This is a genomic window from Aeribacillus sp. FSL K6-8394 (assembly GCF_038008865.1).
GTDB classification, from domain to species: domain Bacteria; phylum Bacillota; class Bacilli; order Bacillales; family Aeribacillaceae; genus Aeribacillus; species Aeribacillus composti.
Genome location: NZ_JBBPAA010000001.1, coordinates 772,962 through 792,926, shown reverse-complemented (window position 1 = coordinate 792,926; position 19,965 = coordinate 772,962). Strand labels below are relative to the sequence as shown.

Below are 19,965 nucleotides of genomic sequence, written 5' to 3'. Positions count from 1 at the left end.
ACACCTTTCTTTTAAAAACTCGGGTCAGACATATTTTACGAATTGAATGAAAAATCCCCGAATAATTTTTAAAGCTTTTTCAATATAAAAAAGAAAAAATCCATTTTAGAACTTCTCCCTTGCAAATATCATGCCCTTAACAATCCGTGCACCTCTTGTATTTTCAATTTCGAAATGTAGGCAACTTTATCGCTTCCAGAAAAATGGGCGGCATACGTTTCGCCTTGTGGTTCAATTTTTATGATCTTTTTCAAATTAACAATATAGGAACGATGAGTTTTATAGAAATTACAAGGCAATTTCTCTTCTATTTCTTGCAGAGATTCGTTTGTTTCGTGTTGCTGTTCTGCAGTATGAAACACCGTTTTTCTTCCGTTCTTCTCAATAAATAGGATGTCGTCCGATGAGATGTAATGAAAGGTTTGATTCGATTTAATCGAAAGCTTTTTAATCTCTTTAAATGGATGCTTGTTTAATAATTTTTTCTCTATTTCAATCGCTTTTTTCGCCTTTTCAAGCGCCGTAAATAATCGAGTCCGTTCAATTGGCTTTACGATATAATCTGTAGCAGACAGATTAAATGCCTCAACAGCAAATTCATCATACCCAGTTGTAAAGATGACTTGCAAGGACGGATGAATTTCTTTACATATTTTCATAGCTTCCATTCCGTTAATTTTCGGCATATCGACATCAACTAAAACAATATCAGGAATTTTCTTCATAAATCGTTGAATTAATTCTTCTCCGTCAGCTGCCTCACAGACGATTTCATATTGGGGGAACAATTGAATAAAATGGGATAAAATCAGTCTTGAAGGGTGATCATCATCTGCAATAATCAGTTTGTATTTCTCCATAAATCTCCACCTCGTTGCTCTAGTTTGCGTGCCGTCTTTTTGAGTTTATTGTGTATTCTGCATGGATGATGATGTTCCTTTTCAAAAGGAAAGCATGAATTGCGGATGAAACCGGCATCTTTCCTTGTTGGATGTCTCCATGATGCAGACAGCGTCTTCGATGTTTATCCAAGTACTTAAAATGCTGAAAAGCCGTTTTGCTTTATAAATTTCACATAAATATTTTCATAAAATAAGTTTTTCATTATAATCAAATTTTGTCGCCGAAAAGATGCTTGCAAGCTGCGAAAAAGTTGAAATGCGTCGATTTCTGCAAGGATCGTTCTGCAATTCAAATCTTTTCCCGATATAAAACCACCGGGATGCCAATTTGAAATAAAAATTATTTTAACAGAAACATTATAGAAAAAATTTGAATTTTCCCCGGGCTCCCAACTCAGTCTTCAACAATCTGTAAAATACACAAAATGCCAATATTAGTATTTTTTTACATATCAAAAGGTAGAAATCGGCTGTTTTGCTGATTTCTACCAATACTGCATCGTCTACATGTTGTTTTCTGCTTCTAAAATAGCACTCATCCCACTTCATTATCGTAATACCTATACAAATACATTTTCTCCTAAAATTTTATCTAATTGGAGCATATCAAATACATCTTTCACTAAAGGTTGAACGTTTTTTATTTTCACTTGAACATCCAACCCATTCTTTTTGACTGTCTCGATTAAATTTAATAGCAGTCCAATCCCGGTGGAATCAACGAAAGGAACTTCTTGAAAATCAAACTCAATATTTGTATAGGTTTGCAGAGCCGGAATAATTTCTGTTTCCATTAATTCCGCGACTTCAATATCTAAATCTCCGACAAACCGGACGTATGCTTTTTCGTTCAATTGATCGAGGCTATAAGAAAACATACAAAAATTCTTCCTTTCTAAATCATGCCTGTTCGTTTTGCTGAAAAATCTTTTTATAAACGGCACGTCCTTTTTCAAACGTCAACTGTTTTTATGTCGCTAAAATACAAGATTTCCATTTTTATCTAATTTCGCTATTATGTTTCTTTTCCCTTCATGAAACACATGTTTCATTTTTCCTATTTCGATGATTGTCCCTTCATTGGCATGATCAATGATAATTTTTCCATTGCTTGGCACGCTGATTTTTGTCATAACCCCGCTTTCCGAACCGCTCTCTCTCACCATGACCTCTTTTTCGGAAAATATTTCCCCGCCTCTGAGGACATTTTTTATGGCGATCGTTCCACCAGCATACACTTTGCTGTTAAAACAGCCTTGTCCAGTTATAAAAATGTCCCCTCGGGAATAAATGGTGCTATTTTGAGCATACTTTAGTTTGACAAAACAGTGATCATCCTGTTCATTTTTTTGCCGCTCTAACAGTTCAGTTATTTTTTTCATGAGCTGATTGATTTTTTCGATCGTATGGTATTCATTTACTGCAGGTGAAAGGAAACATAGTCTTAACTGTTCGCTAATTGTTAGCCATTCCAGCTCTAAAATATGACTCCCATTATTGGAGGTCGCAATATATTGCTTTACAAGCGTAAGCAAATTATTGAACTTTTTTTCAAGCAAAATTTTTATTAACGGCTGTAATCCTTTTGATGAATAGTCTGACATTTTATATGCAGGGAGCTTAATAACTTGATAAATGGATTTGATCAATTGATCCATTTGTTCTTGAATGCTTGTTAATAATCGAATGAGCTCGGATGAATAAATATTTTGTTTTCCTGCTGAGATTGTGCTTTTAATAAAGCTTCCATGAACGGCAATGGCATTTTTCGATGAAATTGTAGCTCCATATACATTTTTTTGAATCAAAATGTTTCCATCCGCCTCTACAACCATTCCCTCTTCCACATTGCCAAGAACGTCCAGATCACCCTTAAAACGAATGTTTCCTGATAATAAATTCACATCATGAGAATGTACAAGTTTTGGAAATATAGATACTCTGACGATTAATCCCCTTTGTTCAATGAGAGGACGCCCCGTTTCTGTAGCTAAAATTTTTTTACCTTGCTCGATAAGAGCGATTCCCTTTCCCGGCTGAATCGTAAGCGGATATGTCGGTTTAGGTGGTAAAGGTTCGTTCGTAACCGTAATTCCAGGTATTCCAGGGACAGGAGGATGTACAATAGCAATGACCTGTCCTTTTTCAACTGAAGGGAACTCCTGTTTTTCACGAAAATCGACGGTTCCGTCTTCTTTTTCTTTCACTTTTGCTCCTTTATTTAAATCAACGAGAAGCTCGATTTTTCCATTTTCCCCTTCTTTCGGTTTCATGCCAGATGCAATTGTAAATTTTCCTGGCCGGTCCGTATGAATTGCTTTAATAATCTCGTTATGGTTAAATCCATGAATAACTCGCAGCTCTTCTAGTTTTTTTAAAATTTGATTGTAATCAACTGCTGGAATCGTTTCAACAATTTCTTCTCCTTCTAATACAATATGCTCACTAGGTTCGATATCTTTCACTTTATACGTTTTTCGAACCCCTGGTTCTATTTGCAGTAAAACATGCAGTTTGTCAGAGTCGAGTGTAATATCCCATTTACCTTCCGTTACAACTTCATCCGTTTGAATTTTATACTCATCCATTTCGGTTACGATCGTCGTTCCTGTAATGAGTTGACCATTCTTATACAACTTTATTCCTTTTCCAACAGTAACGGTCGGAAATTTATTTGAAGTTGGCTGGCAATATAATTTTCCATCTTTTACCCACACTTTACCTTCTAATGGATTTTCTTTTATTGGTTCAGAGCTTGCAAATGATTCAATTTCTAACGAATCAATGATCTGTTCTAAGGGATCCTGTTTTATAGACCTTTGCTTAGAAGATGTTTCCTGATCATCCAGCTTTGTTAGTCTGACGATCGCCTGTTTAGAACCAATTTTCCAAAATCCTTTGCCGCCTTTTTCGATGATTTCAATCGAAACTTTCTCCTTATCAGTTCCTAAAATGCTCAAACCTAGTTCGATCGCTTCCTGTATGTTTTTTCCTTTCGCTAAAACTGACTGATTCATTTGCATCTACCTCTCCATATAAAATTCAGGAGAAACATGTTCATTCATCTGTCGGAGTACTTATCGAAAAATATCTTCAATGGTGTGGACGGCTGATTTTTCTGGTTTTCCTAATAAATTTCCTTGGCCAACAGGAACTTTTAACAATTTTGCCTTAGCTAAGTCCATCTCCTTTTCGATTCCTTCCAAGATAATAGTGATTTGTTGTTTTGCATATTGCACTAAAAGCGAGACAATGTGCTGTTTTTCTTTAGAACGATATAATTCTTTAGTAAAATGCCGATCAAGTTTAATATAGCTTGCTGAAAAATCAACAATTTGTTGTAAAACAGCCGTTCCATTTCCAACGCCATATAATGCTACATCAAAACCGTTTTTCTTTAACATGTTTATTTTATCTTTTAAATCTGGCAAGTCCCATATATGCTTTTCACTTGGTGTATGATTTATTTGAAATACAACTTTTTCTTGTATTTGAGGATATTGTTTCAATAACCGCTCGACAAATTTTTCGAATTGATGATGAATGAGTGTGGAAGGGAAAAGATTGACGAATATTAATGAATCATCCAAACGTTCAATCGGAAAACACGTAATCGCATTTAATATCGCCTTTATGTTCAGTTCATAAAGACATCCTTTTCCCCGTGCCAGTTCAAACACTTTTTCTATGTCCCCATTCAATTGGCTATCTGGAAATGTTAAAAATGCCTCATATCCAAATATATTCCAATTATTTAAATTCCAAATCGGTTGATAAACTGATTTGATTTTATTGACTGCACAATCTCTCATCTTTTCCCTCCCTTGCCATGTTTTATGATATTTTTGTTCTATGTTCAATGTAACTGTATTCCAACTTATTGTCTAATCAACCCCCAGCATGAGAGGAACGTATTTTGACTTAAGAAAAATGATAGAGGACAGAATATGTCAAAAATCCGACATTTTACGACTTTTTTATACAAACTTACAAATATTGTCCGAATAGTTCTTTTGAACCAAAAATAATAGCAAAAAAGACCTATGACTAAATAATCATGCTAAAATTATTTCATTTTTTTAGCAGATGTTTGAAGCCAAAGGGAAAAGCTTCAGAATCGTCATTGTCTTGTATTCATGATTTTGTAACTAGGAAATTGTATTTATGAAAAAAAGAAGCTGCTGTGATTAGTAAGCCTCCTGTTCAAGTATGAAGTTCTTCTGCTTTTACCGACATTGCCGGCGAGTTTGACGTGTTCGTCTAATAAAGTTTTTTATAATTCCCATTTCCTGTGTTTTCACAAGATGATATCTTTTGCTTAAGAAAAGGTTTTCATTATCACTGGAATGAAAAAAGCTTTGATTTTCATCAAACCTTTTACTTTTGCATATTGAATATTGCAAAACGCTTTGTAACAAGGCAACTGAACGGTCAGTCATTAAATTCCAACATTTCCAGCACATTAACTGGAACTCTTTTAACCTATTTGAACAAAATAACAATTTTCCCATAACTCATGCGGCATTTTCCGTAAACATAGAAAACAGTTTATATATATTAATGGTGCTGCCTGTGTTCTAGATCTTTCTTAACAGCATGATTCGTTTCTCGATTCAACATAGGCAGTTTAATCCAAAAGTCACTTCCTTCTCCTATTTTGCTAACAACCCCAAATTCCCCGTTCATCAGCTCTATCAGTTGTTTTACAAGTGAAAGTCCGAGACCGGTTCCTTCAACTTGCACATGTTGAATACGATAAAAAGGTTCATATATTTTTTTCAATTCTTCTTCGCATATCCCGATGCCGGTATCAATTATGTGAATAACTAGAAATCCGTTTTGACATTTACAGGTTATATGGATCTGTCCACCTTCAACATTATATTTAATCGCGTTATCTAACAAATTTAAAATGACTTGTTTTAATCTTAACGAGTCAATGTGGATCATTTGATCCACACACTGATCAATGCTTTTGATGATTTTGATCCTTTTTTTGTTTGCCGCAGGCTTCATCAATGCTATACATTCACATATGACCGAATCAATTTGTACTTCGTCATTTGAAATTTTTATTTTTCCTGTTTCAATTCTGGAAAGATCTAAAATTTCATTAATCAAATTTAATAAATGGCGGCCTCCTTTTAAAATTTCTTCCACAAATGCTTGCTGCTGCTCCGTTAACGTTTTATCTAGTTCCAACAAATGAGAAAAACCAAGGATTCCATTTAACGGCGTTCTTAATTCATGACTCATTTTCGATAAAAATTCCGATTTCGCCATATTGGCTTTGACGGCTTCTTCTTTCGCCTGAATAATGCTGTTTTCCATCTTCTTTTGTTCTGTTATATCTTCAAACGTCCATAAATGGCCTTTCAGTTTCCCGTCCATATAAAAAGGAAAATAACTTCTTTTCAAGATTTTACTATTTTTGATGTTCACTTCATCAGAGAAATGCTTATAGGGCGTGAAAATCTTTGATACTTCCCCTGTGTTCTCTTCAACCTTTCGGCCAACGGCTGGAAAATAATTTGTGATGTTTTTCCCAATCAGCTGTTTTATTGGCTCATTGATTTGAAAAATTTTCAATATCGTCTTATTTAAGGCGATAATCTTCATTTCATGATCAATCACAACAATTCCGATTGGCAGATTGTCAATAATCGTCCGTCTTAGTGCATTCGACTCATTTAATTTCATTTCCTGCTCTTTTCTGACGGTTATGTCTACACAAGAACCGATGACTTCAACAACTTTTCCATTTTCTATAACCGGACTTAACACAGCCAAGTAATCATATCCGTTCAGCTTTCCCTCAAAATGGACAATCTCGCCATTCCAGGCTTTCTGATAAGCTCGAAGCTGCCCTTCAGCGACTTCTTTCGGCAAAAAATCCCGCAAATCCTTTCCAATAATCTCATGGGGAGAATAGCCAAGTTTATAGAGCAATTCCCCTGCACATAACGTATGGATAAACTGATCGTTTATTTTGACGAACTTAAATGTCATTCCTTGCTGGCGTTCTAATGTATTCATTAAATCTTTCTGCATTTTTCGAAGTCGTTTTTGATATTGTTTTAATTCTTTCATATCTTTGGCGATGACGAAAAAACCTTCATTTTTTCCTTCAACAATCATAGGGACAAACGTTAAAAGTAAAGGAATCCATTCACCTTTACTATTTTTAAACGAAACTTCCATTTCATTTTCGTTATGCTCCAACAAACGATTCATTTTCTGTTTTACCCTTTCGGCATCGTCTTGAGGCAAAAACGAAAAAATCGATTGATGAATCATTTGTTCTTTTTTTGCTTTTAAGATTTCTAATCCTTTAGGATTTATATTCGTAACCATTCCGTCGATATTAATGATGAAAACGATATACGGATTATACGAAATCAATGACTCGTAATATAGATTTGTTGTTTCAAACTTTCTTTCTAGCTTGTTTTTTTCTTTTTGAACAAATGCAAAAATCATAAAAATCATGATGATTGAAAGGAGAAGTTGATTTGCCAGCAATGTAGAAACCGAATAAATCTGCTCATATATGAATAATCCAGCTTTTTTTATTTCATTCATTACCGTGTATTGAAAAATGAAAATACCCAATCCCAAAACAATTGAAGGTATTATGATCGCTTTCATTTGAAGCTTTTGAGATCGCTTATTGTGATGGAAAAAGGCAATCACTGCTCCCGCTAAAACAAAAGCGATTAAGTTAGAAAGAACGGAATAAAATCCGTCATATTCATTCCCTTTCAATGATTTTATACCAATATAATATATTACAAAAATACTTAAACCCACTACAATCGAAATCGCCGCTGCATTAGAAACATTTTTTTGTTTATCTTTCATGGAAAAAGCAGCGAATGATGCAATGATCCCTAGCAAAAAAGATAATAACGTATAGACGGTGTAATACGTTGCAATCAAATATAAATCATCACCGAGCATGTCAATAAATTGCATCGACCAAATTCCTAACCCTACCCATATCGTTCCTAACATTATGTATAACCACTTATCCTTTTCAGTAGACACCTGTATGTTCTGAATCATGTGAACAGAAAAAAAAGAAGCAATGATTGCCATGACGACAGATGAAATCACTAACTCCCAATTAAACAAAGCTTCCATGTTTCACACACCTTATCTTATTTGCTTACATCATAAACAAATAAAGAAGGTTAGACAATTATTTTTACTCTGTGGAACCATTTTGAACAGAACGGAACAGTTTTTTTAGTAAAATATTAAAACTGTTTTTTGAAGACGGTGGAGTAATATGCCAAAGAACTTTGCAGATAAGCGGGATACTTTTATTAAAAAGCGGAATTTAAAGCATCATCCTAGTATTGAAAAAACAAAAAAAGCACCGAGATTTAAGAAATTTTATAGGTGCTATTGCTCTCAAACAATCATTCTATATGAAAAATTTCATAGAAGCAATTTTAAATGTTCTTTACAATCTTTGCATTTTATTGCACCTATTGATTCAAAAATCTCTTAGTGCAGCATTGTAAATGTTATATTTATTTATTTTTGTAAAATATAAAAATTCTTTTGATTTAAAGAGTACAACTACAGAATATGACTTGCAATGATTCGATCAAGCTTCCGAATATTCACTTTTTTATTTAATAATAATTTGAATTTCCCTGCCCTAGTCCATAGTTCGAGTTCTGCATTAAGGTCAATCTTTCCTCCATTTTCAGAAGAATACATGACAATCGATTTAAATGGAATGGTGTAGATTTCCACTTTTTTACCTGTAATTCCTTGACGATCGGCAATGATTATTCTTTTGTTCGTCACGACCGCAACATCTCGAACCGTTTTATACGCAGCTTCCGCAGTTTCCCCTTCAATTAAAATTTCCTCCACTTCTTTTGGAACATCTGTCTCTTCATAAAACGTCCAAGTCATAATAGAACCTACATTTGCCATACCTAATTTCCTCCCCTATTTGCTTCATTTATGAACAATAAACATAATTTTGGCAAACTGTCTTGGAGCTTATCTTACAAATGTGATAAAATCAACGTTCACTGGTTCATGCCGTTCAGATCGCAGTCTCAAGTTGATCTGTCCTCGATGGTAATGTCCGTGCAAAGCGACATGAGTTAAAATTTCCCTTAATGTATTTTGAAACTCAATTCCTTTACTGTTTTTGTAAGTGACAATGTTGTCTAAATCACGATTCGTCAAATTTTTCAAAAACGATGTAATGCTCTGTTCATTTTGTTTTGCAAGTTCTGCACAGGCATCTATATGTACATCCTCCCAAATCGCAATGTGTGAGCTGTCCAATCCTTGCAATCTTGTAAACCATAGTTTTTCAGTTAAAAGAATATGCGAAAACAAGCGCAGCGCCCCATTATTTTCCCCTTCAATCTTTTGCAAAGTGTCTAATATACGCTCGTTCGCCCAATGCAAGTGCTCAAACATCTTTTGAATCGTTTCCAATAAAAATCCTCCTTCTTTACTTTACTATGTATGCAGCAAATGCTGTTCCTTTGAGTGAACTGACAATGATTAGGTTTTATCGTATAAAAGTTCGTCAAATACACGGTGTATTTTTCGAATATTCTAATAATTTATTGTTGACAAGCTCTTGATTATGAATTCCTGTTTTTTACTGTTTTATCAAATTGGGAGATATCCAACCTTTTAAAACTTTTTGGGAAAGAAACTCCAAAGATTGTTCAGAGTTTTGCATTCTGCCTCGCAAAATGACAAGTGTTGAAACAATTATAACATGAGTTCGCTTAAAAATTTAAACATTTTTTCAGTCTGCGAGCATAATTAAGCTCTCTATTATTAATCCAACTTCTGTCAAATATTATGCAAAATTACATATTCAATATACCTGCTTGACAGCCGATTTTCTCATTGATTCGTTCAATCATTTCGCAAACTTTAAAAGTCGGATAGATCATATGCTTGCTGGACAGATCAAGCAATCAATAGTTTACTTGCTATCAGTTAGTATTTAATAATAGAAGAAGGAAAGGGGCATGCTGACATCAAACGACAAATAGTTAATATTTATATCTATAGAAGGAAAGAGGTTGTAAAAGCCTGACTCTTCTTTTCAACCTTTTGAGGCATTGAAGCTCTTCATATAGAACTAGCAAATCGAGTAGGAGGGGGTGACTAACCCCCGACCTCTCACACCACCGTACGTACGGTTCCGTATACGGCGGTTCAATTAAGATAATTGACGCAAGTCTTTATAACTTCCGTGAATAGCTGTTCTCTTTATGCCAGTGGTCACTCCACCCTCCAAGAGGTCTCCCACGGGATTCACCGCTTCCTCCCTCAAGTGAGGTACTACGTTTTCTGTGTTCATCATGACTCACTGAATGCCAAGGGCTATTCTCTCTTAATTGTTCGGTCCTTCTTAGTTGTTCTAGACCAACTAATACTATGACCTCTGCTGACTTCTGACTGTTCAGCTATCTATCACTAGATAGGTTACCAAGGTTACTTGGCGTGCCAGCCAGACCTCCCCGGGTAAGAGTGTAATCTTTCCTTCCATCCATCTGCTTCATTTACTCTGTATCACCTTCGGCAGAAAGGGCTTTGTTTTGTCTTGCAAACTCACCCAGTGATACCTAGCCTCATATGAAGTTCGTGTTCCGAGAGACCTTAAAGTTTGCCGCTCGCTTCCTTCAGATTCCGCGTCACCACGGACACCCTTGCGTTAAGCTAACTGCTACTTCTGCCTTCGCAGCTCGGGACTTTCACCCTATAGATTACACCCATGCCGGGCGCACAAGGAAAACCATCCCCTTTTAGGAGAGGATGGTTACTTGACATCGTAGCCTTGATCTTCAATGGCGTTTTTCATTTTTTCAATTGTTACTTTTTTGTCGTCATATTCTACCTCAACAGTTCCTTTTTCAAGTGATACTTCGACCTTTTCGACTCCGTCCAGCTCTTTTAGAGCGTTTGTAACAGCCATTTTGCAGTGATTGCAAGACATTCCTTCTACTTGAAATGTAAGATTCATTTTCATTTCCTCCTTAGTATGATTTTAAGATATTCAGATTAAATCGTTGCAAATACTTTACAATTTTATTCGTTTTAAACGCAGAGCGTTTGTGACAACGGAAACTGAACTGAGTGCCATCGCTGCTCCGGCGATCCAAGGATCCAAGAGGCCAAGGGCGGCAACTGGTATGCCGATTGAATTGTAGAAAAGAGCCCAAAATAAGTTTTGCCGAATGTTTTTCATCGTTTTTTGGCTCAAGGAAATCGCTTTTGGAATGTGTGTTAAATCGCCTCCGACCAAGGTGACGTCAGCCGTTTCGATGGCGACATCTGTCCCGGTTCCGATCGCCATGCCGATGTCGGCAACTGCTAGAGCGGGTGCGTCATTCATTCCGTCTCCAACCATCGCTACACGATATCCTTGCTTTTGTAGATCCTCCACAATTTTCGCTTTTTCCTCCGGAAGCACTTCAGCATATACTTGCCCGATCCCCGCTTCCTTCGCTACTGTTTCCGCTGTTCTTTTATTGTCTCCCGTTGCCATAAATATGTTGATTCCCATTTCCTTCAATGTTTGAATGGCTTTTTTTGAGCTTTCTTTAATAGTATCAGCGACAGCGATGATGCCGGAAAGCTCCCCATCAATTGCAACTAGCATAGCTGTTTTTCCTTCTGATTCAAGCTTCACCATTTTCTCTTCATGGGCTGAAGTTGCAATCGAACGTTCTTTCATCAGCTTTCTTGTGCCAACAAGTATATGTTTTCCATCTACTTTGGCTTCGATGCCATGTCCAGTCACGGCTTTAAAATGCTCCGGCTTTTGTATGTTGATGGAACGTGCTTTACCGAATTCTACAATTGCTTGGGCAAGCGGATGTTCAGAAGCGCTCTCAGCAGAAGCGGCATAATAAAGCATGCCTGTTTTTAATTCAATACAATCGGTCACTTCCGGTTTTCCTTTTGTTACCGTTCCCGTTTTGTCAAGGAGGACCGCATTGATTTTATGTGTTTCTTCTAGATGCTCTCCCCCTTTAAATAAAATCCCGTTTTCTGCCCCTTTTCCTGATCCGACCATGATCGATGTCGGCGTCGCCAATCCGAGTGCACAAGGACAGGCGATGACAAGAATAGAAATCGCTACTTCTAACGCTCTTGCCATATCATATGGCGTTATGAACAAATACCAAACAGCAAACATCACGATCGCAACGCCTACAACAATAGGAACGAATATACCGGATATGACATCGGCCATTCGCTGTATTGGCGCTTTCGATCCTTGCGCTTCTTCAACAATTTTAATGATATTGGCAAGAGCGGTATCCTTTCCAACCTTTTCTGCCCGTATTGTTAAAAGGCCGTTTGTATTGATTGTGGAGCCAATTACTGCATCCCCTACTTTTTTCTCAACCGGGATAGATTCACCTGTGATCATCGATTCATCGACAGAAGACATTCCAGAAATGACCGTTCCATCGACTGGAATTTTTTCTCCGGGCTTTACGATTATCTCATCCCCTACTTTTACTTGCTCCAGCGGGATCCATTCTTCCTTCCCGTCACGGATGACCAGCGCGTCCTTCGCTTGCAGACTTAACAGCTTGGAAATAGCTTCTGTCGTTCTACCTTTTGCAATCGCTTCAAAATATTTTCCAACGAGCACAAGGGTGATCAAGATTGCGCTCGTTTCAAAATATAGATGCGGCATATGATCGGGACGGCCGATTGTTTTGATCGCTTCGTACAAACTGTAAAAGTAGGCTGCTGATGTGCCGAGCGCCACGAGCACGTCCATGTTTGCGCTTTTGTTTCTTAAAGCCCGGTAAGCTCCTGTATAAAATGGGCCGCCGAAATAAAATTGAACAGGTGTTGCCAGCAACAGCTGAAACCACGGATTCATAAACAAATCCGGCACCGCAAGCCCCGTTTCAAACGGTAAATGGGCGATCATTGTATACAATAAAGGAAGTGATAATAAAATAGAAACAATAAGCTTTCTTCTTTTATGATGCAATTGTTCTTTTTTTCGATCCGATTGATGGGTAGTCTCGTCCCGAACTTGTCCTTTATAACCAAGCTTTTTTATTTTCTCTAAAAGATCTTCAACCGAAACAACGCCTTCCCTATATTCCACAACAGCGCTGTTTGTCGCTAAATTGACAGTCGCATTTACAACGCCTTCCGTTCTTTTCAGCCCTTTTTCAATACGTGCACTGCATGCGGCACACGTCATGCCTTCAATATCCAATGTTACTTTTACCGATTCGACGCCGTAACCTAACTGTTCAATTTTCCGCTGGATGTCTAAAAGATTTTGTTTCGAAGGGTTATAATGAATAGTTGCTTTTTCCATCGCTAAATTGACAGTTGCCTCTACTCCGTCCATTTTATTCAGCACTTTCTCAATGCGCGCGGAACATGCAGCACATGTCATGCCGGTAATGTTTAATGTGACAAGCTTCTGTTCGCTCATTTGTTCCACCTCTTATTTAGAAAACTGTTTGATCACATCCATCAGCTCACGAATCGACTCATCACCGCTTCCTTCTTTGATCGCTTTCGCAACACAATGGCTGGCATGCCGCTCCAACAGGTTGAAACCTACTTTTTGCAGCGCAGCTTGAATGGCTGAAATTTGGACTAAAATATCAATGCAATAACGATTGTCCTCAATCATTTTTTGTACCCCGCGAACCTGCCCTTCAATCCGTTTCAGCCTCTTTAAAAGCTTGTCTATTTCATCAGAAGTTCTAGGAACCATTATTTTCTCGTGATCATGTTTTTCATTTTCTGTCACTGACACCCCTCCCTCCTTTCGTTTGTATACATTATACCCGTTATAGGTATAAAAAGCAAATGATTCATCTTTCTAGTTTTTTTTACAAAGATTCAACTCTATCAAGTCGTGAAACACAATTTTCTGCAAAAGCTGACCGCATACTTAAGAATGCACAATAAAATTCAAAAATTGGTAAGATTCGTTTTAATAAAAAATCAGATAGCATGAGAGGTGCCTTCATGAAATTGTTTTCGTTTATAAAGAGGATGTATTTTTATATTTTTCTCTAGAACTATCGCTTATTCCCCAAAAGGAATTTCCTCGTCCAAAATTCCTCTTACAATAAATCACTCCCTACACAATGTATAGGGAGTGGCCATCATTAAAACGGAAATTGACGCTCTTTTTCTTGAACTGAAACCCATTTTGTCACGGTAAATTCGTCGACAACCCATGGATTTCCGAAACGTCCTAAACCGCTTCCTTTGTTTCCGCCGAATGGAATATTTGGAGCATCATTGACTGTTTGGTCATTGATATGGGTCATGCCTGAATCAATGGACAACGCAAGCTGTTCCCCTCTATTCAAGTCGCTGGTGAAAATAGAAGAACTTAAACCATATTCGGTGTCATTTGCCATTTCAATCGCTTCTTCATCTGATTCAGCCTTAATGATTGTCGCGATGGGCGCAAAAACTTCTGTTTGCGCGAGCTTGCTTGAATTTTTGACATTCGTAAAGACAAATGGAGTGAGGACGTTTCCTTCTCTTTTCCCTTCTAAGACAAGTGTTGCGCCTTCCTTCTTAGCTTCTTCAATGTAGCTTAAAGCTTTTTTCAACTGCGTTTCATTGATTAATGGTCCAATGACCGTATTGGGATCGGAAGGGTTCCCATAAGGAAGAGATTTTGCTCTGGAAACAAATTTTTCCACAAATTCATCGTAATGATCTTTATGAACGATAAAGCGATTGACGATCATACAAATTTGTCCTTGGTGGATAAACTTGCCGAAAACAGCGGCGTTCACTGCCTGGTCTACGTTGGCATCCGACAGCACGACAAACGGACTGTTGCCTCCAAGCTCCAGCGCAACCCGTTTCAAATTGCGGCCAGCAATTTCACCGATATGTCTGCCAACGGCGGTGGAGCCGGTAAAACTAATTAAGCGCGGAATCGGATTTGTCAGCATTTCATCACCGATTTCAGGAATATCGGTTAAAATCATGTTGAAGACTCCTTTTGGAAGTCCGGCATATTCAAATGCTTTCGCAATGATCGAGCCTCCAACAAGACCTACCTGTATATCCGGTTTATGGACAACGCTGTTTCCTAATGCAATCGCAGGAGCGATCGTTCTCATCGATAAATTCATCGGGAAATTGAACGGTGATATCGATGAAATCACTCCGAGCGGAAGACGGTAAATTTTGTTCACTTTCCCTTCAATTGCACTTGGGACTTCCCTGACTTCATGTATGGCTCCTGCATAGTTCAAGGCTTCTTCGAGAACCTCCAGCGTCAAATGCAATTCTACATTCGCCTTTAAAACAGTTCCGCCTGTCTCACGAGTGATAACGCTTACAATTTCATCCTGATGAGACTTTAAATATTCTGCTGCTTTTCGAATAACTTCCTTTCTTTCTTCAACAGACGATTTCGCCCATTTTTTTTGTGCCTGTTGAGCGATTTCAAATGCTTCTTGCACTTGTTCTCTTGTTGCTAAACGCACTTTTGTGATGAGGGAATTATCGTAAGGATTAACATCTTCAAATATGCTTTCGCTTTTTCCTTCAACCCATTGTCCGTTAATATAGCTTTTATTGTAGTTCTCAAATTTCTCCATTTGGTCCCCTCCTAAAAATTCCGAATTTTCAATCCAATTTTATTAGTTTATGGCGCGGCTGTCAATCATTAAACATCATTTCATATTTTTCGTCCTGCTGTCATTGTATCAATTTGCTTGGCCCGCCATGAAATTGGCAAGCTTCTAAAAAACCTTTCATTGAGAACTGTAAGATTTTCTAGGAAGCTGCATCAACATAGCAGTTATGCTCCGTTTTATAGATAAATATGTTTCGCTGCCGACTTCCATTCCAACTCAAATCCCAAATATTTCTCGCTATATTACGGCAATGTTTGAATGATTTTCGAGTCATTTTTATTGAAATGGTTCAGAAGTTCCATTTGATTGTGCTTTTGAAAAGTAGATCAACTGTATATAGTTTTGTTCAAACATATCAAACATACTTTTTGGCTTCTTACATTCTAGCAAAATATTTTAAGCCGATGCATCAGCATGTTCCATTTTTACTGTGCATATAATACGGCAGTTACTTGCCTGGATCTAAAAAGCGGTGATTCAACTCTCCATAAAAATAAAATAATAAAGAGAATTCTCACCGCTTCCAAAAACTATCAAAACATGGTAAAATAAAAAGGAACATTTGTTCGTTTATTTTCGGTCTGCCTTTCGTCACGAATTCATGAAGGGATCAAGGGATGGAGGGTTATTTTTGAAAAGAAGATAAAAAAACATACAATGCTTTCTTTTGCTCATCATTTAAAGTAGAAAGAATATGTTCTACTTGATCATCAACAAGGGATATGTCCTCGTTATCGATCATTTTAAAAAAGCTTCCCATCGGTATATTAAATCTTTGGCAAAATTTTTGAATGAGGCTAATAGGAATTTCTTGTTCACCATTTTCGATTCTAGAAAGCCTTGGCTGAGAAATTTCCAAATCCTCGGCCAGTTGAACCATCGATATATTATACTTTTTTCGCACTTCTCTTATTTGTTCTCCGATTTTTTTATTGATTTCCATCTGTTACATTCCTTCTTTGCTACTTCATCTATAATATAGTTTAACGTTTTCCTATTTTACTTTCAATTCGTTTTGTATTACTATAAAAATGAATATTTTTTATTCATTTTTATCTTCAAAGGGTTGGGTGAGCATAGATGAACTTTGAGCAAGCTTTCAATGAATTCGCTTATAATCGAATTGAGCAAGCTTTGTTAAATCGACAAAACCGTGAGCTCAAAGCTCTATACAACGAGCTTGAAGAAAAGCTTAAAAAGCTGGGCATAGCCAAAAACGATTGCGATGATTTAAAAGGAACCATCTATTGTTTGATGGATACTCAAAATTTGCTAGTTTATAGGCAAGCACTTGCAGATGTCATTTCCTTTCTTATCAAACTGGAAGAAACAAAAGCGGGCACCGGCCAAAAATAAACAATTCTACGAAAATATTTCCCGTTCATGCTGATCAAAAGGGTTTTTGGGGGTCAAGATGTTGACAAATGAATTAAATCCTTCTTTCTATGAACATCGTAACGCACAATATTTTTCACTGCCTCTCTACATATTTAATAATGAGTATAAAAAAGACCATCATGAATCAATTATTGAACAGCTTCTACATAAAAATGTAAAAAATAGGTATTTTCAAGTCCCGGAATTCGTTTTTAAAGAATTTGCCAAAGGAAATTTGTCTGAAGTGTGTGTCTGGATTTTATTGACTTGTTTTTATTTGCTCCATATAAACAAGAGAAACGGCTTTAACGAAGGGGAAATTTTGCAGCTCGTAATGGAAGCGAGGAAAAAGACATGTTCTTATCCGTCATTAAAAAAATGCTTTAAGCATTGTGTTGCGGAGTTAAAGAGAAGCGGATGGATCGAGCAGAAAAACAGGCTAATCTTTTTGAAAATTTTTTGAGTATTCATTCTCTTTTTTTCAATTTTCTTGTTTGAGAGAAAAGAAAAACGCGGTTGTGAAACCGCATTTTTAAATAAAAGGGCGAAAATTATATCGTTTCAAAAAGGATTGAAACCATCTGCTTATTTTACTATTAAATCGACTCCGATAACCCCGACGATGTCTCCGTTCTTATGAATGGGGAAGGAAATGGTGATGCACGGTTTTTTTGTAACAGCAGATGTATAGATGCTTGATATAAAGATTTTATTTTTACTAGCTTCGATAAACCAAGGACGGGCTTTTGCATTTATTAAGCCTGCAGGAGGGTTGGAATAAACGAATGTACCGTCCAGTCGATTCGACCAAATAGCTTCGATATGCTCGTTCTCCTCAAAAAATTGATCCAATGCTTTTTTATGAACATCCGCATCTAGTTCATACAATGGAAATTGTGATAAAAGATTCATCACTTTTTCTTTCATTTCGTTGATTTTTGCCAAATCTATTTCTGTAATTTGTTGAAGCTGATCCCTTTTGACTAACGTTTGCAGCTCTTTAGAGGTTTGATCCAATGTCTCGCTGATGGCAATCATCTCTTCAATATGCTGGTGCTGCTTATCCATATCTTCTGAAACTCTCAGTGCATATGTTTTATTTTCATGAGCCATATCTGAAATTTGCTTGAGCACCGTAGTAATTTCCTGTACATGATCACACTGTAATTCGACAGCGTCTTTCGAATCCGATACCATTGATGTGATTTTGCCCAACGATGTTTGAAAAGAATGGATAACATCAATTAAAGATAGTAATTCAGCCACATTCTTTTTCATCTGATCGTTTTCCGATTTTACCATTTTGGTCGAAAACTCAATTTCTGATTGAATCGAAGAAAGAATTTGATGTGTTTCTTCAACCGCATCATGCGTTTGGTTTGCTAAATTTCCAATTTCATTTGCAACGACCGAGAAGCTTTTCCCATGTATTCCGGCTCTTGCCGATTCGATATTTGCATTTAATGCAAGTATTTTTGTTTTTTGGGAAATCGCTCCAATCGAAGAAAGAATGTGATCCATTTGTTTGGAAAAAGAAACGAGCCGATCCATTTGATCAAGAATTTTCAAATGATTTTGCCGCAGCTGTTCCGTTTCTTCTTGTATTTTTTGCAGCTGCGTTTTCGATTTTACGAGCTGTTCATAAAATAATATACTTGAGGAATGTATCTCTTGGGAAGATGCTGTGATTTTCACAGCTGCCTCTTCAATTTTACGCATCTTTTCTGAAACGTTATTTGTGTCTTGCGCGGTCTGCTCAATATGCTCTAATAGCTGAAACGTGCTTTTTTTACTCGAGGAAGATCGTTCATCAAGGGAAACAGCGGTTAATTTCATTTGCTCAATGACGCCTTTTAATTGATCCGCAGCAACTTCCACCTGTGCCGCAAACGAATCCTCCATCTGTTTTTTTTGTCTATCTTCTTCATGATCCGCTGCTCGATTCCATTTTTTTAAAAACAGCATATTTATCACCTACTGTCTCCACTAATTTACTCTTTATTGTAACAAGCCGAACAAGAACGAAACATGATTTATGTCACATAATCTGACACAAAACATTTCAATATACAACCATTCGACAGATGCTACCTTTTTTCTCGTTTTTTCTTTATCATTGTTGAATTTTGCGCTTTCCCGAGAAATAATTTTTATTTACAAAAAATACTCTCCTTCCGTACATAAAAGGCGGAGAGTTTATCAAACTGTTATTCTCTTTCATTCAAACTTTCCTGTTTGATAGTCGACGATTGCTTGCCGTATTTCTTCTTTCGTGTTCATAACAAACGGACCGTTATGGAGAGGTTTCTCCCGCATATAGAAGCAGCCGGAGTTTGTCTGCCGCTGTGACGGTTATGAAGCTTTCCTCTCCCTCAGCACCCTTTGTTAAAAACAGCACTTGCCCTTTTTCCCCTTTTGTTTTGGACGCACCAAACAAGCCTTTTCCTTCCAATATATAAAGAAAACCATTATAGCTTCCCGGAAGATCTTGATGAACAGACGCATCAGGTTCCAGAATCATTTCTACCATCGTGACAGGAACGTAATTTTTTAGTCGGCGCTTGAATACCTTTTGACGAACCAGAAAAAATCCGAATCAACGCTCCTTTTTCTTTTCTAACTGGCATGTCAGCACTTTTCAAATTTTGATAGCGGGGAGCGGTCAGTTTTTTTGAACTCGGCAAATTACCCCACAGCTCTAGACTGTGAACAGTAGATCCAGGTGCAGGATCTTCTTGATGGATTACTCCTCTTCCAGCAGTCATCCATTGAACATCACCCGGCTTTAGCTTGCCATATCCATTTTTGTTATCAAAATGCTCTAAAATCCCGTCAATTACATATGTGACAGTTTCGATTCCCCGATGGGGATGAAGGTCAAACGTCCCTTGCTGAAAAATATCCTCCGCAAGCATTAAAAACGGATCATATTTCTCCCAATTACCAGGTTCTAACACAAACCCATCGGATGATTCGATTGTAACGCAACATTTTTAATTTTGCGTATATCTCTTTCCATACAA

At 37.1% G+C, this 19,965-nt stretch carries 15 protein-coding genes and 1 pseudogene; 2 read left to right on the top strand and 14 right to left on the bottom strand.

The window, feature by feature from the left end; all coding sequences use genetic code 11:
- Positions 1-128: 128 nt before the first annotated feature.
- From NSR00_RS03650 to NSR00_RS03595, 12 genes are all read right to left on the bottom strand, one after another.
- A complete protein-coding gene (locus NSR00_RS03650; protein ID WP_340787046.1) occupies positions 129-860 on the bottom strand; it encodes a LytR/AlgR family response regulator transcription factor in 732 nt (243 codons plus the stop codon).
- A gap of 602 nt (positions 861-1,462) precedes the next feature.
- A complete protein-coding gene (locus tag NSR00_RS03645) occupies positions 1,463-1,780 on the bottom strand; it encodes an STAS domain-containing protein (RefSeq protein WP_063389572.1) in 318 nt (105 codons plus the stop codon).
- 99 nt (positions 1,781-1,879) lie between these two features.
- Positions 1,880-3,919 carry a flagellar assembly protein A gene (locus NSR00_RS03640; RefSeq protein ID WP_340787044.1) on the bottom strand — a complete coding sequence of 680 codons (2,040 nt, stop codon included), beginning with the start codon at positions 3,917-3,919 and terminating at the stop codon, positions 1,880-1,882.
- Between the two features lie 60 nt (positions 3,920-3,979).
- The gene (locus NSR00_RS03635; RefSeq protein WP_340787041.1) at positions 3,980-4,714 is read right to left on the bottom strand and encodes an EAL domain-containing protein; all 735 of its coding nucleotides are present in this window, start codon (positions 4,712-4,714) and stop codon (positions 3,980-3,982) included.
- Positions 4,715-5,459: 745 nt separating this feature from the next.
- The gene (locus tag NSR00_RS03630; RefSeq protein WP_340787038.1) at positions 5,460-8,045 is read right to left on the bottom strand and encodes a PAS domain S-box protein; all 2,586 of its coding nucleotides are present in this window, start codon (positions 8,043-8,045) and stop codon (positions 5,460-5,462) included.
- A 444-nt stretch (positions 8,046-8,489) separates the two neighbouring features.
- Positions 8,490-8,855: a PH domain-containing protein gene (locus NSR00_RS03625; protein WP_063389575.1), complete on the bottom strand. Its 366-nt coding sequence runs from the start codon at positions 8,853-8,855 to the stop codon at positions 8,490-8,492.
- A gap of 69 nt (positions 8,856-8,924) precedes the next feature.
- Positions 8,925-9,374, bottom strand: coding sequence for a DinB family protein (locus NSR00_RS03620; protein ID WP_063389576.1), 450 nt, complete (start codon positions 9,372-9,374; stop codon positions 8,925-8,927).
- A 1,345-nt stretch (positions 9,375-10,719) separates the two neighbouring features.
- Complete coding sequence (copZ, locus tag NSR00_RS03615; protein ID WP_094245704.1) at positions 10,720-10,923, bottom strand: copper chaperone CopZ; 204 nt, start codon at positions 10,921-10,923, stop codon at positions 10,720-10,722.
- A 57-nt stretch (positions 10,924-10,980) separates the two neighbouring features.
- Positions 10,981-13,377 carry a heavy metal translocating P-type ATPase gene (locus NSR00_RS03610; protein ID WP_340787035.1) on the bottom strand — a complete coding sequence of 799 codons (2,397 nt, stop codon included), beginning with the start codon at positions 13,375-13,377 and terminating at the stop codon, positions 10,981-10,983.
- Positions 13,378-13,389: 12 nt separating this feature from the next.
- Positions 13,390-13,665, bottom strand: a complete 276-nt coding sequence (locus tag NSR00_RS03605; RefSeq protein WP_063389602.1) for a metal-sensing transcriptional repressor — start codon at positions 13,663-13,665, stop codon at positions 13,390-13,392.
- A gap of 400 nt (positions 13,666-14,065) precedes the next feature.
- Positions 14,066-15,526, bottom strand: coding sequence for an aldehyde dehydrogenase family protein (locus NSR00_RS03600; protein WP_066246629.1), 1,461 nt, complete (start codon positions 15,524-15,526; stop codon positions 14,066-14,068).
- A gap of 664 nt (positions 15,527-16,190) precedes the next feature.
- Entirely contained in the window at positions 16,191-16,508 is a 318-nt protein-coding gene (locus NSR00_RS03595; RefSeq protein ID WP_063389580.1) for a helix-turn-helix domain-containing protein, read from the bottom strand.
- Between the two features lie 137 nt (positions 16,509-16,645).
- Here NSR00_RS03595 and NSR00_RS03590 point away from each other — a divergent pair, with 137 nt between their 5' ends.
- Together NSR00_RS03590 and NSR00_RS03585 are read left to right on the top strand one after the other, a co-directional pair.
- Positions 16,646-16,921, top strand: a complete 276-nt coding sequence (locus NSR00_RS03590; protein ID WP_063389581.1) for a hypothetical protein — start codon at positions 16,646-16,648, stop codon at positions 16,919-16,921.
- 61 nt (positions 16,922-16,982) lie between these two features.
- Positions 16,983-17,405 (top strand): hypothetical protein, encoded by a 423-nt coding sequence (locus tag NSR00_RS03585; RefSeq protein WP_340787032.1) that lies wholly within the window; start codon positions 16,983-16,985, stop codon positions 17,403-17,405.
- A gap of 122 nt (positions 17,406-17,527) precedes the next feature.
- Here NSR00_RS03585 and NSR00_RS03580 read toward each other — a convergent pair whose 3' ends face one another.
- Both NSR00_RS03580 and NSR00_RS03575 read right to left on the bottom strand, forming a co-directional pair.
- Positions 17,528-18,907, bottom strand: coding sequence for a methyl-accepting chemotaxis protein (locus NSR00_RS03580; RefSeq protein ID WP_066246625.1), 1,380 nt, complete (start codon positions 18,905-18,907; stop codon positions 17,528-17,530).
- Between the two features lie 252 nt (positions 18,908-19,159).
- Positions 19,160-19,961: pseudogene (locus NSR00_RS03575) on the bottom strand (pirin family protein).
- Between the last annotated feature and the right edge of the window lie 4 nt (positions 19,962-19,965).